Source organism: Companilactobacillus kedongensis, assembly GCF_003946625.1.
Classification (GTDB): Bacteria; Bacillota; Bacilli; order Lactobacillales; family Lactobacillaceae; genus Companilactobacillus; species Companilactobacillus kedongensis.
This window is the reverse complement of record NZ_RHOR01000001.1, coordinates 155,525-169,503: the sequence shown is the minus strand read 5'-3', so window position 1 is coordinate 169,503 and position 13,979 is coordinate 155,525. Positions and strand designations below refer to the sequence as shown.

17 protein-coding genes, 1 tRNA gene and 1 other annotated feature are annotated in these 13,979 nt (G+C 35.0%); of the genes, 3 read left to right on the top strand and 15 right to left on the bottom strand.

Annotation, left to right across the window (positions count from 1 at the left end):
• Position 1: 1 nt before the first annotated feature.
• The 3 genes from rplU to EKM60_RS00780 form a co-directional block, all read right to left on the bottom strand.
• Complete coding sequence (gene rplU, locus EKM60_RS00790) at positions 2-313, bottom strand: 50S ribosomal protein L21 (RefSeq protein ID WP_057763614.1); 312 nt, start codon at positions 311-313, stop codon at positions 2-4.
• A 10-nt stretch (positions 314-323) separates the two neighbouring features.
• Positions 324-391, bottom strand: a sequence feature (ribosomal protein L21 leader region).
• A 44-nt stretch (positions 392-435) separates the two neighbouring features.
• Entirely contained in the window at positions 436-2,091 is a 1,656-nt protein-coding gene (locus EKM60_RS00785) for a DUF6541 family protein (protein ID WP_125711634.1), read from the bottom strand.
• Positions 2,092-2,587: 496 nt separating this feature from the next.
• Complete coding sequence (locus tag EKM60_RS00780) at positions 2,588-3,958, bottom strand: carboxylesterase family protein (RefSeq protein WP_125711633.1); 1,371 nt, start codon at positions 3,956-3,958, stop codon at positions 2,588-2,590.
• A gap of 210 nt (positions 3,959-4,168) precedes the next feature.
• Here EKM60_RS00780 and EKM60_RS00775 point away from each other — a divergent pair, with 210 nt between their 5' ends.
• Both EKM60_RS00775 and EKM60_RS00770 read left to right on the top strand, forming a co-directional pair.
• A complete protein-coding gene (locus EKM60_RS00775; RefSeq protein ID WP_125711632.1) occupies positions 4,169-4,354 on the top strand; it encodes a hypothetical protein in 186 nt (61 codons plus the stop codon).
• Between the two features lie 147 nt (positions 4,355-4,501).
• On the top strand, positions 4,502-4,786 hold the full coding sequence (locus tag EKM60_RS00770; protein WP_125711631.1) for a hypothetical protein: 285 nt from the start codon (positions 4,502-4,504) through the stop codon (positions 4,784-4,786).
• Positions 4,787-4,867: 81 nt separating this feature from the next.
• On the opposite strand, the gene EKM60_RS00765 is transcribed toward EKM60_RS00770, so the two are convergent.
• The 3 genes from EKM60_RS00765 to miaA form a co-directional block, all read right to left on the bottom strand.
• Positions 4,868-4,941, bottom strand: a tRNA-Arg gene (locus EKM60_RS00765).
• Positions 4,942-5,292: 351 nt separating this feature from the next.
• A complete protein-coding gene (locus EKM60_RS00760) occupies positions 5,293-6,549 on the bottom strand; it encodes a methionine gamma-lyase family protein (protein WP_125711630.1) in 1,257 nt (418 codons plus the stop codon).
• Complete coding sequence (gene miaA / locus EKM60_RS00755) at positions 6,533-7,468, bottom strand: tRNA (adenosine(37)-N6)-dimethylallyltransferase MiaA (protein WP_125711629.1); 936 nt, start codon at positions 7,466-7,468, stop codon at positions 6,533-6,535. The genes EKM60_RS00760 and miaA overlap by 17 nt, the downstream gene beginning before the upstream one ends.
• An 82-nt stretch (positions 7,469-7,550) precedes the next feature.
• Between miaA and EKM60_RS00750 the strand changes: the two genes are divergently transcribed.
• A complete protein-coding gene (locus tag EKM60_RS00750; RefSeq protein ID WP_125711628.1) occupies positions 7,551-7,745 on the top strand; it encodes a DUF3042 family protein in 195 nt (64 codons plus the stop codon).
• Between the two features lie 52 nt (positions 7,746-7,797).
• Here the strand turns inward: EKM60_RS00750 and EKM60_RS00745 are convergent, their stop codons facing one another.
• From EKM60_RS00745 to greA, 9 genes are all read right to left on the bottom strand, one after another.
• Positions 7,798-8,202 carry a rhodanese-like domain-containing protein gene (locus EKM60_RS00745; protein WP_125711859.1) on the bottom strand — a complete coding sequence of 135 codons (405 nt, stop codon included), beginning with the start codon at positions 8,200-8,202 and terminating at the stop codon, positions 7,798-7,800.
• A gap of 18 nt (positions 8,203-8,220) precedes the next feature.
• Positions 8,221-9,183 (bottom strand): ROK family glucokinase, encoded by a 963-nt coding sequence (locus EKM60_RS00740; RefSeq protein WP_125711627.1) that lies wholly within the window; start codon positions 9,181-9,183, stop codon positions 8,221-8,223.
• A 2-nt stretch (positions 9,184-9,185) separates the two neighbouring features.
• Positions 9,186-9,419 (bottom strand): YqgQ family protein, encoded by a 234-nt coding sequence (locus EKM60_RS00735; protein WP_125711626.1) that lies wholly within the window; start codon positions 9,417-9,419, stop codon positions 9,186-9,188.
• The gene (locus EKM60_RS00730; protein WP_125711625.1) at positions 9,412-10,077 is read right to left on the bottom strand and encodes a rhomboid family intramembrane serine protease; all 666 of its coding nucleotides are present in this window, start codon (positions 10,075-10,077) and stop codon (positions 9,412-9,414) included. Before EKM60_RS00730 ends, EKM60_RS00735 begins: the two co-directional genes overlap by 8 nt.
• Complete coding sequence (locus tag EKM60_RS00725) at positions 10,070-10,633, bottom strand: 5-formyltetrahydrofolate cyclo-ligase (RefSeq protein WP_125711624.1); 564 nt, start codon at positions 10,631-10,633, stop codon at positions 10,070-10,072. The genes EKM60_RS00730 and EKM60_RS00725 overlap by 8 nt, the downstream gene beginning before the upstream one ends.
• 49 nt (positions 10,634-10,682) lie before the next feature.
• A complete protein-coding gene (gene rpmG / locus EKM60_RS00720; protein WP_083480699.1) occupies positions 10,683-10,832 on the bottom strand; it encodes a 50S ribosomal protein L33 in 150 nt (49 codons plus the stop codon).
• Between the two features lie 86 nt (positions 10,833-10,918).
• Positions 10,919-13,030: a peptidoglycan D,D-transpeptidase FtsI family protein gene (locus tag EKM60_RS00715; protein WP_125711623.1), complete on the bottom strand. Its 2,112-nt coding sequence runs from the start codon at positions 13,028-13,030 to the stop codon at positions 10,919-10,921.
• Between the two features lie 28 nt (positions 13,031-13,058).
• Positions 13,059-13,355: a HesB/YadR/YfhF family protein gene (locus EKM60_RS00710; RefSeq protein WP_125711622.1), complete on the bottom strand. Its 297-nt coding sequence runs from the start codon at positions 13,353-13,355 to the stop codon at positions 13,059-13,061.
• Between the two features lie 50 nt (positions 13,356-13,405).
• Positions 13,406-13,882 carry a transcription elongation factor GreA gene (gene greA, locus EKM60_RS00705; protein WP_125711621.1) on the bottom strand — a complete coding sequence of 159 codons (477 nt, stop codon included), beginning with the start codon at positions 13,880-13,882 and terminating at the stop codon, positions 13,406-13,408.
• Positions 13,883-13,979 lie beyond the last annotated feature (97 nt).

The window sequence follows — 13,979 nt, the reverse complement described above, 5'->3', positions numbered from 1 at the left end:
ACTAAGCCTTGATACTGTCAATAAGTACTCTTGTATATGGTTGACGGTGGCCTGTCTTAGTATGTGAATGCTTCTTAGGTTTGTATTTGTAAGTAACAACTTTCTTGTCCTTACCTTGTTTTTCAACTTTACCTGTAACTGAAGCACCTGCTACAACAGGATCTCCAACTTTAATACTGTCTCCGTCAGAAACTAAAATTACATCATCAAATGTAACAGCGTCCCCTTCTTTAACATCAAGTTTTTCAATAAAGATTGAGTCATTTTCTTCAACCTTATATTGCTTACCACCAGTTTTAATAATTGCGTACATAGCGTGTACACTCCCTTCTAAGACTCGCCAATCAGGTGCCTATAGCTTAAACCTGATTTTGAGCGGTTGTAGATGCAATAGTGATTGCAACTAATAAAATATAGCAAATATTAAGATATTTTTCAACTATCTTTAAGAAGTTTTCTAAATGACCAATGTCCATTGTTAAATAATAACCAAATTAAAATAATAAAACCGACGACACTGACCGCCATAGATACTCTGGCAATTTTAGTATAATAATACTGAATTTGAATATTATTTTGACCTTGTGCTGTTTTGATTTCAACCGTACCACGCTCAGAAATCTTAGGACTTACGACTTCATTATTTATTGAAACCTTAATTCCTTTATAAAATAATACCGGAATATCCATTTTTACAGCATTCTTACTGTAGTACTTAATTGAATACGTGTTAGCCGTAGTTTCAAACGGGACTTTGACCTTTTTATCATTAATAACAAACTTGTGACTTTTGATCTCATCGCTGTAAGGAAGGCTTTGTACCGGATAATAGTCTTCTTGATGAAAACTCTTGATTTTTTGATCAGCATTTTTTGATGTGACTGTGGCAAATGGAGAAGGCTGACTGTTGACCTTCATACCGCTTAAATAAACCTGACTGCCGCAGGCTACTGTCATCAAAACTAAAACCGACAATTTAGTTAATGAAGATCTGTTTTTCATCAATTTGGCCAAAATATGACTTAGATAAATGGCAAAGAAGAAGGTGACCATATTTAAAAAGCGCCATGGAAATTGCATCAAATTAAAGAAAGTATTTTGAACTAGATGCCATGGAAATAGATTTGTCGATAATACCAAAGCAAGTAATCCTTCGATAGCAACAAGACGGTATGAAAATTTATCTTTCCAAATAAATATCACAATCAAAACAATTGTCAGTAAAGAAATAATCCCGATCGAATAACTTCTCACATCAGTATGCAATGCGTTGTTGAATAGGTCCATCGGCTTCTGTGCCATTTGTGCTAGATCCAAGAGTGCCGGTCTATTAGTGGCCAATGCCCTCTTTTGTTCTATCATTGGCAAAATAAAACCACTTGAAGCAACAATAACTAGAATAATTGATTGAACTCCAGCCCAAATCAATTGTCCCCAATACCTAAAACTGTGAGATACCTTTGAAAAAATAACCAAGATCACCAAAGGTATCAGCATAATGACCGTAATAAAAGCCGTAAGTGGATGAGTTAGGACAGTTAACGTTAATCCGGTGGCAAATAAAGGCCATTTATTAAAATTACCTGATAATATCTCCGCAAAAGCATAGAAAATTAACGGAATAAATATATATGAAATATATTCTGCCAATCCGACCCGATAAAACACACTGGCAACTCTAAAGAATGACAAAGTATATAGAATTGAAAATAAAAATGCTTGTAACGTATCTTTAGAGAATTTAGCCATAAAATAATACGAACTAATGAATGTTAAAAATGTTATCAAGGTTAGAAAAATCAAAAAACTTATTATTGGATCACTCACCATCTTGAATATTAAATATCCCGGTGAAAGGGTGAACCAAGGATAAAATACACTAGTAAAGTTACCGACATGATCCCAATAGTTGAAATTGACCGGCGACACCAAAATATTACCCAAACTATTGACCCGATTAAGATGAAATAGCATATCATAGCTATCCAATAAACGAATTGTCGCATGCGGGGAAAATAATACCGTATATAGAATACTGAGAACCAAAAAAATCGTTCCCAAAATGGTTCTCTTCAAAGCTTTGTTGGACATGCAAATACCCCTCTTAAAAACAATATATATTTTAGAGTACACTAAAAAAGATTGAAGCAAAATACATTGCAACAATCTTTTTTTAATATTCAGATAATTAAACTGCTAATGACGTCATAAACATAAGTGATAAAAATAACGCCATAAAGAATGAAAATGCCATTCTTCCCCGTCTAAGGTTAATTCCTTTGGCAACCCTAGTCAAAATAACTAAAATTCCTATCAAAACGATTCCTATAATTATTCCAGCTACATTACTTATAATATTCAACTGTGTTAAAAACGAAACAACTAAATCAAGCAATATAAAAGCTATCGTAATAAAATATGAATACTCCCTTTTCAAGCATCCCACCTCTAAAATCCTAAGCGTTTAAACGCTTAAACTTTAAGCACAACAACATCATTTTAGAATCATTCTTTTTAAAATGCAATACTATATTTTTATCGCTCTTAAGAATAATTGATACATCAGCATAAATTAAGAATTATTTTTTTATAATTTGTACGTCTGCCAGGGTAGATTTTTGATCCATTGATGACTGATCATCGAAACACTACTAATGTCATCCGGATCCAGTTTCATGACCAATTGATTATCATCAAATAATGGCCATTCGTACTTCAAATCATCATTATATGGTTTGCCATTAATAATGAAATCCATTATAAGCTGCAAATAAAATTTCTGGTTCTTTCTTTGATTGATCGGTAAGTCTGCATTTTTAGTAGCCAGATAAGTGACATTCCCGCCATGTCGACCATCAAGCACATTAGAATAGTTTCCGTAGACCTCACCGTTATCTTTTAATAACTGTGCCGTCCGATCGGCTGGAAAAGTATACATTGATTCTCCGATCAACTTTAACAAATGCTCTTTTTGATCACTGTTCGGCAATTGCTTCAAAATTATTTTTGAATTCTCACCAAAAAGATCAACAATGACATTTGATTTTAATTCTTCAAGTGAATAAGTCTTCAAATGGATCAATTCATTACTGCCTGCCTCAACCAGTGTCTTAAACTCTGTGCGTTTTTGACGACTGATCAAAACGTCTCGCCAGTTATCCGAGATCAAATCATTATCAATGATCGGACCAAACCAGTTAGTAGCCAAATGATCGCCGATACATTTATTCTGTGCAATCAACATACCGTCGTCAGTTAAGTTAAACAAATCTTTAGGGTCGAGTTTATTGGCAGAACAAAAACGATTTAAAACCCTTTTGGCAGTCCCTTCATCTCTGATTGTTTGCAACGAGCCGCTAAATAAGACGATTTTTTTTATTTGATCCATAACAGCTTCATTTGAGGCCATCAAAGCTGCGATCGACTTACCACCTGCGGAATGTCCAACCAGACTAATGTCATTAACATCCCCGCCAAATCTAGACGCATTATCGATCACCCATTTGATAGCTAAAATTTGATCAGAAAGACCGACATTAGTGTCTCCACCTTCGACATTTGCCCAACCAAACAAACCCAAACGATAATTTGGTACGATATGAACGACATTTTGATTATCAAGCCATGGCATGACTCTTTTTAGAGTCCCTCCACGCAAGAATCCTCCACCGTAAAACTCAATTACAATTGGGTATTTACCATTTGGATCTGGTGTTGAAATGTCAAGATTCAAACAATCCTCGCCAAATTTAATTTCGGCTAGACTATTATCAAGTGCCGCTTCCTGCATTGGCTGAGTACCAACTTTAGTCGCAAAAGTTAATTTACTTTTAGCCCGATATGGAACCGCACGTTTGAATCGTCTCGGATGTCCAAATTTAACACCAATAAATTTAACACCGTTTGTTGATTCTATCCCCTGAAATCTTCCGGTTGTAGTATCAATAACTTTTTCCATAAACTTTATCAACCCTCTTTTAAAACTTACTATATAAAGAATTATTTTAATAATTATTGTATAACAATCAAGATAATCTACAAGAAATATCTATTATGAGTATTTAAACGAACTGATTATTTTTTTACAGGTTCAATTTATGAATTTTCTTGATTTCATTTAAAGCTACTGTGTATAATCTTGTAAACAGGGGAATTAAAGGAGATTACTATGGTTTTATCTGATGCTCAACGAAAGGCAAACAAAAAATGGCATAAGAACAACAAAGAACGTGCAAACTATATTGCCATGCGATCATCGGCTAGAAGTTTTATCCGCAAGAAGTCAACTCTCGATGATCTTAAGGAATTAGAACAAATAATTAATAATCGAAAAAAAGAACTGGTTGATGAATAAGTTTAGTCGATATATCGAAAGTAAATCTTTCGGTTATCGACTTTTTTATTTATCATTTTTTAGAATCTTCTTATTTTTTCAAAAAGTTAGGGCTTACAATCATATAATAGTAAGATTTTGCTATACTTGGCATAGGGGGTAAAAAATATGAGTATAATCATTACATTTCTAAATGGAGAAAAGCTTAGAATCAAACCTGATACATATATTAGAACTAGTAAAGCCCTCTCATCTCGTTTCAGTGATGAGGGAGATACATATTATCTTGAACAAATCTTTGAAGGTAACTTCAAAGATGGGAAACAATATAATTCAATTGACGAAGTGGCTAAAATCGAAGGACTACTTGGAACTAGTGATTGGTTCAGTGTTGGTAAGGACAGCACCAAGTCAATCAAAACTTCATCGATCCTAAGTATTGAACGAGAATAGAATTTAATGTTAATAAAAAGTAAAAAAAAGCAAAAGAAAAAGCTGTAAGTATTGATAAACAATACTTACAGCTTTTAATTATGCTGCAGGTGAGATTCGAACTCACGACCTACGGTTTAGAAGACCGTTGCTCTATCCAACTGAGCCACTGCAACATCACTTGTATTATTATAGAGAATGTACCCCAATGATGTCAACGGAAAAAATAAAAAAAATCATTTTATTAGACTAAAAAAACTAGATCTAACGACCTAGCTTAATTTATTACTTATTTTCTTTTTCTAATTCAGCGGCAATTTCTCTATCATGCACTGTATCCTCGGAATCCTTAGGACTACTATTCTTTACTAATTGAATCAAATTTTCTATTTTCATAGGCCCACACTCCAGGTATCTTTACAGCTTTTTATGTCTTCAGTATCTGGACAACATTATCAATTGCCGATATTATAACAAATCTTATTTATTTTATTAACAAATCAGCTCACTTGTTTAAACATATTTCTTTACTTAAAAAATAACTCGTTACAAGCATTCGAAATAGCAATTTTCACATGTTCATATGTTAATCCACCTTGAATATAGATAATATATGGAGCACGCATTGGACCATCTGCAGAAAACTCTACACTAGCTCCTGACACAAATGTTCCCGCTGCCATGACTACTTCATCTTCGTAACCTGACATTTCACTTGGAATTGGTAAAACATTAGAATCGATCGGCGAAAATTTTTGAACGACTTTGGCAAATTGAACCATCTTATCGGGATCATTAAAGGTAATAGTTTGAATCAAATCGGTTCTATCAGCATTCCATTTTGGCGAAACATTCAAACCAAGATTTTCAAAAATGGCTGCCTCAAAGATTGCTCCCTTAATAGCATTACCCGTAACTCTTGGTGCTAAGAAAAATCCTTGGAACATTTCAGCCAGACGGTCGATCGTAGCACCTTCTGAATCACCAATACCAGGAGCAGTCAGACGGTAACTAGATAGTTCAACAAGTTCTTTTTTACCAACGATGTAACCACCAGTTCTAGCGATACCACCACCAGCGTTTTTGATCAATGAACCAGCCATTATGTCAGCTCCAACTTCAGTTGGTTCAATAGTTTCAGAGAATTCCCCATAGCAGTTATCAACAAAGATGATTGCTTCGGGTTCAACTTCACGTACATGTTTGATGATTTCAGCAATTTCAGCCACCGTCAAGCTCTTACGTGTTGAATAACCACGAGATCTTTGAATAGCTACCACTTTAGGATGTTGTTTCTTGATTTTCTTAGACATTGTCTCAAAGTCAACTTTGTCACCGATCATTTCAACATAATCAAAACCAATTTTATAATCGATCAATGAACCCTTCTTATTACCTGCTGTACCAACAACCTCTTGCATAGTATCGTATGGCTCACCGGTTACATACAATAGATTATCTCCGGGACGCAACATACCGAATAAAGCAGTAGCTAGAGTATGTGTTCCTGAAACAAATTGTGGACGCACTAGCGCAGCTTCCGTCTTAAAAACGTCTGAATAAATAGCTTCTAATTGATCACGACCACGATCATCGTCACCATAACCTGTCGTGCCAAGCAAACTGCTCTCATCAATTCCCTCATTGCGAAAGGCATTTAAAACTTTATCTTGATTATCTAAAACACGATCATCAATTTCTGCTAGTTGTCCAGCGATCTGTTGATCAGTTTTTTTTATGACCTCTTTTAGTCCTTCTGGAAAATTCTTATCCCAAGTTGTCATATTTTCCTCCTAAAAATTTCTCTATCTTTTGGCTGATTACCGATTGATAATCATTTACCTCACTGATATTATACCAATCCACATCCATTTGATTTCTAAAATATGTTAATTGTCGCTTTGCAAAGTGTCGAGAATTCTTTTTTATTTCATTTAAACAACTGTCCAAGTCTGAAACACCTGAAAAGTATGGAAATAGTTCCTTATAACCAATTCCATTCTTAGCCTGAGGAATAGACTCCCGATCATCAAAAACAGCCTTAGCTTCCTCAATAAGCCCCATATCAACCATTTTATCGACTCTCTGGTTAATGCGATCATAAAGTTTCTCTCGATCATCTGTTAAACCAATAATATAGAAGTCAGCCCACTTGTCCCCGTTATTCTGTTGAGTAATTGATTCACCAGTTGTTTGATATACTTCGATAGCTCTAATAACTCGTCTGGAATTACTTATGTCAATTGAATCGTAAGCTTTTGGATCAGTACTTTTTAATATTTCCTGTAATTTCTCTAGGTTACCACTTTTTTCTATTTGAAGCAGGCTGTCACGAAGATCGTCATCTCCTGAAGCAGATCCACCTAAGTTTAAATTTTTAACCAATGAATTCAAATAAAAGCCGGTTCCTCCAACAACAAATGGCGGTTTATTATTTATATTAAGTTCGTGAATGATCGAAACAGCCTTTTCTTGAAAATCTTTGACTGTATAACGCTGGTCAACGTCACAAATATCTACCAAATGATGTTTAACAAGCTTTAATTCTTCTTTTGAATCCTTAGCGGTTCCAATATCTAAATGACGATATATCTGCATCGAATCACCAGAAATTATCTCTCCAGAGAACTTTTGTGCCAAATTAATACCTAAAGCACTTTTACCCACTGCCGTTGGACCAACAATTGCGATAATTTTTTCCAAAAAACTCACCTCTAACGCTAATTTTATAGATATTTTCCCTAAAATACGCCATAATATAACCAAGGATAGGAGGTATGACATTATGGCAAAACAACAAAAACATTTTCGCTTCGCTAAAGGTTTCTTAATTGGTTCAGTAACTACTGCAACTGCAGTTTATGGTGCTCTTCACGCATTCAAGAAACACGTGATCGAACCTGAAGATCAAGAAAACGACCGCATCGAAGCTAACCGTCGTCGTGCAAACCGTAAAAGCCTACAAGCACACCAAGGCTAATAATTAAAAATCCATAGCAAAAAGTCGAGACAATGTCTCGACTTTTTTTATTTTATAATTTAGTAGTTTTTTTAGTCTTACCTTTCCATTCGGAAAAGCGTTCATCTAACCATTTAACATCTTCAAATCCCCATTTTTTGAGTTTTAAAGCTGCTCTGATACTTACAGAAGGACGTTCTTCATACAAATAAACCGGCAAGTCAGGTCTTAATTCACCTTCGTTATACTTCAATTGAGTATATGGTAAATTTCTAGCACCCAAGATATGTTTTGAATCAAAATTGTTTTTTTCACGCAAATCAATGATTTGTGCTTTTCTCATATTTTCTTCAAATTCATCTTGATCAATAGCACCCTTTAATCTTCTTGCTTGAATCTTATAATATGCCCATGAACCAACCATATATGCAAAAACTGCAATTACGATTATGTACAAAATTATATTTAAAACCTTCATATCCATCAAAAATACCCCCTATTTCATCTTGATCAATGAGGCAGCGCCAATAACTCCTGCACCGTTACCAAGACTAGCCAAACGTAATTCGGTTGAATCTTTGATAGTAGCGAACTCATTAACACGCATTGCCTTGTTAACTTTATCCAGTAAAAAGTCACCTGCAGCTGAAACACCACCACCAATAACGACATACTTAGGATTTAGTGAGTTGGCAACATTAGCCAAAGCAAAACCTAATGAATCACAAACATAATCTGCAACGATCAATGCAAGATCATCATTTTTCTTAGCTAAATCAAAAACATCTTTTGCTGAAATGTCTTGACCATCATCAAGCATAGCTTTAAGTTCTGAATCACCAGCGTATTCGCTAGCACGATCTCGAGCAACATGTACGATTCCAGTTGCAGATGCAATAGTTTCCAAACATCCGCGCTTACCACATGTACATAAGAAACCATGAGGATCAACAGTAATATGACCGATCTCACCCGCAGCTCCATTTGCACCATGCAATAAATTACCGCCAGCAATGATACCACCACCAACGCCAGTACCTAGAGTAACAAAGACAACATCATCCGCATTATTACCAGCACCCTTCCATCTTTCACCAAGGGCAGCAACGTTTGCGTCATTTTCAATTGTAACAGGAATTCCAGTACCTTCTTCAATATCACGAACAGGATATACTGAATCAGTCCAATTTAAGTTATAAGCTCCCTTAATTGTACCTTCTTTAAAATTAATAGTACCTGGTGAACCTAAGCCAATTCCATCAAATTGATCTGCTTTCATCTCATACATCTTTAGATGATGATTGATCGAGTCAATAATGTCAGGAATAATCATTTGTCCATCTGCTAAAACGTTAGTTTCCATACTCCACTTCTGTTGGATATCTCCATCAGCAGTAAGTATTGCAAATTTGATTGTTGTGCCACCTAGATCAACACCGATTAGTTTTTTCTCTGTCACTGTTATCTTTCCTTCTCTTCTTTATCTTTATTCTCTTCTTTTCTGTGTTCTGACTTTAACACCAGCTGAGCTCTAATAAAGGTATCCTTATCGATCATTTCATTATCAAATAAATTTCTGACTTCAATTGACATTAGTTCAATATCCCAGAGTCTTTTACCTAAATGAACATAAGTACCAAAACGCTTCAATAACTGTTGTACATCATAGAGATTTTTTAAACTTACATTATCCAATGTTCATACCTCTTGCATACATAAAGTAAGAAACAACAACAATAATTATCACTGAAATTATCCTAATTATCAACTTTGGACGGTCTCCTTTTGGCAAACCTAAAACAAAGCCTAGGAAAAAGCCACCTACAATACCGCCGATATGACCCCAAACGTCAAAGCTTGATCCTACTAAACTTATTATCAAGTTTAGAACAATCAATGTTAGAAATGATTTTCCTAACTCTTGAAATCCAGGATTATCGCGGTACATCAAGGCAAAGGCCAAGAATGCAGCGAAAGTTCCGAATAGTGAGGTACTTGCTCCAGCGGAAATCGTATAATATCCACCAAAAGCAAAGCTAGCCAAGTTGCCAACTATCCCACTTAGCATGTATAAAACAAAAAATCGCCAATGTCCCATCAACGGTTCTAATGATCTACCCATAATATATAGCGTAAATCCATTCATCAAAATATGAAAGATACCTATATGTAAAAATATCGGTGCAATCAGACGCCACCATTGGCCGTCTTGGATCATCGGTGTAAATTTTGCGCCAAAGTTAACTAAAGTACTTGTACTTTGAGAACCACCACTAATTGTTTCTAATACAAAGACGCCAACTGTTAAAGCCAAAAGAAACCATGTAACATAAGGCTCTCTTTCTCTATACATTATTCTCGCCTTTCACAGTGATGATTTCATCAACTGATTTATCTAGTACGTAAACTGGCCAGGGAGTTTGTAAATAGTATTGTTCAGACATTGCCAAAGAAATGGTTCTTGTAGGATGTGAAGCTAGATAACGATCATAATATCCTGCACCAAAGCCTAAACGATTATTATCTTGTTTGGAAAAAGCCAAACCTGGAACAATGATCAGTTCTGGAGGATTTACAGTATCCACTTCATAGTTAACTGGTTCTTTAACACCAAACGAACTATCTTCAAGTGGAGTTTCACTCGTGTACTTAACAAACGTCATTGTATAATCTGCAAAAGTCTTTGGTATATAGACATCTTTCCCCATATCCCAACAATACTTGATAATTGGAAAAGTAGGAATTTCATTATTCATACTCAAAGTAATGCCGATATTCTTTGAATTGATGAATTCCTCATTTTGGAATAATTGCATGTAAAGATCATTGATCTCTTGTTGTGCATTTCCAGATTTCATAAAATCATCAATTAAGTCTATTTGCCTTTTTCTAAAGCTTACTTTGTCCAAATTTTTGCCTCCCTAGTAAAAAAAAACAACAGGGCTATTCACCTGTTGTTTATTTTGTTTCACGGTGCAATGTAACAGTACGTTCGCGTGGACAGTACTTCTTAAGTTCAAGACGCTCTGGATTGTTACGTTTGCTCTTGTTTGTTAGATATGTACGTTCATGACATGAAGTACATTCCATTGTTATATTTACTCTCATTGGGAACATCCTTTCATTATACTTAACTAAAATTCAACTAATTAAATATACCATTTTTTCAGTTATATTAAAAGAACTAATTTAGATTAATCCTGTCCGGTCATCTTATAATAGTACTCATAAATTGCCTTAGCAACAACTTGAGAGTAACCACCCGTCTCAGAAGTTATGTTAGGAAAGACAACTGCCATAGCAATATTAGGGTCATCATATGGACCAAATGATACCAAACTATTATTAATAGTTTCAGGTGGATCAGGGTTATTAGGATCATTAGGATTAAAGTAGAACGTTTGAGCAGTACCAGTTTTAGCAGCAACTGCTGGTTTCAAATCTTTAAGTTTAGTAGCTGTCGTCCAACCATTAGTACCATGAACCGCAGCATACATACCTCTTTTAACGACATTAAGTTCAGCATTGGTAAAACCAACACGATTTAATACTTTAGGTTGAGTAACTGATTCAATAGTCCCTCTATCTCCATTATTGCTGGTATTTTGGGTTGATTGAACAATATAAGGACGCATTCTATATCCACCATTAGCAATAGTAGAAATATACTGAGCCATTTCCATCAAAGTATATGAATCATAGTTACCAAAGGATAAATCAAGCGCAGAACCAGTCTTCAAATGACCATCACTAGTGTGTGTTGAACCGACAAGTCCAGTTGTTTCACCAGAAATATCAACACCTGTCTTAACACCTAATCCAAATTGATTAAAGTACCCTCTCATCTTGGAGAAGATATCAGAATCCATATGAATATAGGTATTAGGAGTATATTTTGCGTTAGCTTCTTTCATTGCCAAAGCCATCATATACTCATTGGATGAAACTTGAAGCGCCATCTCAGCATTTAAACTGCTGAAAGTACCAATTGGATATACAGATTTTTTAATAGCTGTACCTGGTAAATAAATAGGAACATCAGCTTGAGTATTATTCGTTGGTGTAATTACACCATCCATCAAAGCACCTAGAACTGTGGCACCCTTAACGGCAGATCCCATAACAAAGGCTCTATTTATAACACCTAAGGAATCCTCAGTCGTTTTACCTGTCGTTGGATCATTCTTAATACCAGCTAAGGCCATAATAGCACCAGTCTTAGGATTAGTAACAACAACGTAGGCACCGTCAGAATATGGTGTAACACCATCAGCTTTAGCGGAACTATAAGCTGATTGTAGGATACTTTGTACTTTCTTCTGGAACTTAGAATCAATTGTTAGGTTTAAGTTACTACCCTTTTGTCCCTTATAGACTACCTTGCTCTTCTTAATCTGGTTATTACCGCCAATTTGAACTTCTTTTTGGCTCTTAGTACCAGAAAGTAGCGTTTCGTAACTCTTTTCCAAATAACTAGTACCAACACGATCATTTCGTGAATAACCATAGGCAAGCATTGTATTCAATTCATCATCCGGAATACCTTGTCTCTCAGTTGAAACACCACCAATAATACTTGCGATAGATTTTCCTTGAGGATATTCTCGATTCCAGTTTGTACCAATACTTACACCAGGAAGTTCAGTTAAATGTTCACTGACTTGGGCAATTTCTTTAGCCTTTAAATTCTTATCTTTCAAATAAACCGTTGAAAGTGAATAAGCAGAACTCATCTTTTTAAAGACCGATGCTTTTGAAAGATCAGCATCACTTAGATGAATCCCTTGATCTTTAATATATTTGATTTCATTGTTATAAGTCTTACTTGAAGAGAGTTGATCACCATTTGAGTCGACTCTATATGACTTAGGCATCTGTTTGGCCACCTTAGCAGATTTACCAGGTGCGGCCAAAATATAATCAGCTTTGTCACGAGTTGATAAATTATCTTTATCAAATGAGACGTACTTCGTCAAACGATTAACGATTTGATAAATATCACTCGACTTAACACTTGAGCTCTTTGTATAAGTTATTGAATTTTCGGTTGAATTACCAACTAGTAATCTTCCTTTTGAATCATAGATCATTCCACGAGGCACATTACCGCTCATTACTGTTTTGTCCGTTCGATCCACTTCAGCGGCAAACTTACCACCATAAACAATTTGTAAATATGCAAGTTGTCCTACTAATAAAGCAAACAAGGCAAAAACAATAAAAAAAAGCAGGTTCAGTCTAAATGGAATAGTAGACTTTGCTTGACTACCTGTTCTTTTCTTTATTATATCGAGTATTTTTCTCATAGGTTTCCCTTCAAAACACTAAAAAGCATTATTCATTAGATTTAAAAATATACTTGGGACCATCTAGGTCAGGATCATATTCTACTAATAAGTCATAGCGTGCAAAGAACCAAACATCACTGTCAGTAATAAAATACGTAACACCATTGATCTCTGTACTTGATTCAGGTTCTACTGGTTTTTCAGTTCTAAATGCGATCGAGAAACCTTCATGGACCATTGTTTTGCCATAAACTTTACCATAAAAATGAATTCCATCTCCAGGTTGAACACCAACTTCATCTTCAAACCATTTAGATGCTTCCTCAGTTAATTCAATTTTCATTTTTTTCACCCCACTATTTTATAAAATAAACATAGCAGAAAACGATTACATTATGCAACTCCGACGGCTTTTATAGTTAAGTCATAGCTACCTACTGGTGTTTCAACAGTAACAACATCACCAACATGTTTACCGATCAATGCTTTAGCAATAGGTGAATCATTTGAAATTTTACCATCATCTGGATCAGATTCAGCAGAACCAACAATGATGTATTCTTCAGGATCATCATCGTCTTCTTGAACTGTAACTTTTTTACCAACTGATACCTCATCATTAGCGACTTTATCAGTATCAATAACGTTAGCATATTGAAGCATTTCAATAATTTGTGAAATACGTGATTCTACAACACTTTGTTCATCTTTAGCTGATGTATATTCAGAATTTTCTGAAAGGTCACCAAAACCTCTGGCAATCTTAATTCTATTGATTACTTCTGGTCTTTTTACCTTTTTTAGATCTTCCAATTCTTCTTCAAGTTTTTGCTTACCTTCTGCAGTCATTGGATAACTTTTGTCTGCCATTATTAAACTTCCTCACTTTTAAAATATCTTTATTAATTTTTGTTGAAACTTCAAAATGTCATCTAACCAAGAGGGCCAGATGACACTTATCCATTAT

Coding starts and splice junctions, on each gene's coding strand:
- rplU (WP_057763614.1), bottom strand. CDS start 313: ATGTACGCAATTATTAAAACTGGTGGTAAGCAATATAAGGTTGAAGAA.
- EKM60_RS00785 (WP_125711634.1), bottom strand. CDS start 2,091: ATGTCCAACAAAGCTTTGAAGAGAACCATTTTGGGAACGATTTTTTTG.
- EKM60_RS00780 (WP_125711633.1), bottom strand. CDS start 3,958: ATGGAAAAAGTTATTGATACTACAACCGGAAGATTTCAGGGGATAGAA.
- EKM60_RS00775 (WP_125711632.1), top strand. CDS start 4,169: ATGGTTTTATCTGATGCTCAACGAAAGGCAAACAAAAAATGGCATAAG.
- EKM60_RS00770 (WP_125711631.1), top strand. CDS start 4,502: ATGAGTATAATCATTACATTTCTAAATGGAGAAAAGCTTAGAATCAAA.
- EKM60_RS00760 (WP_125711630.1), bottom strand. CDS start 6,549: ATGACAACTTGGGATAAGAATTTTCCAGAAGGACTAAAAGAGGTCATA.
- EKM60_RS00750 (WP_125711628.1), top strand. CDS start 7,551: ATGGCAAAACAACAAAAACATTTTCGCTTCGCTAAAGGTTTCTTAATT.
- EKM60_RS00745 (WP_125711859.1), bottom strand. CDS start 8,202: ATGAAGGTTTTAAATATAATTTTGTACATAATCGTAATTGCAGTTTTT.
- EKM60_RS00730 (WP_125711625.1), bottom strand. CDS start 10,077: ATGTATAGAGAAAGAGAGCCTTATGTTACATGGTTTCTTTTGGCTTTA.
- rpmG (WP_083480699.1), bottom strand. CDS start 10,832: ATGAGAGTAAATATAACAATGGAATGTACTTCATGTCATGAACGTACA.
- EKM60_RS00715 (WP_125711623.1), bottom strand. CDS start 13,030: ATGAGAAAAATACTCGATATAATAAAGAAAAGAACAGGTAGTCAAGCA.
- EKM60_RS00710 (WP_125711622.1), bottom strand. CDS start 13,355: ATGAAAATTGAATTAACTGAGGAAGCATCTAAATGGTTTGAAGATGAA.
- greA (WP_125711621.1), bottom strand. CDS start 13,882: ATGGCAGACAAAAGTTATCCAATGACTGCAGAAGGTAAGCAAAAACTT.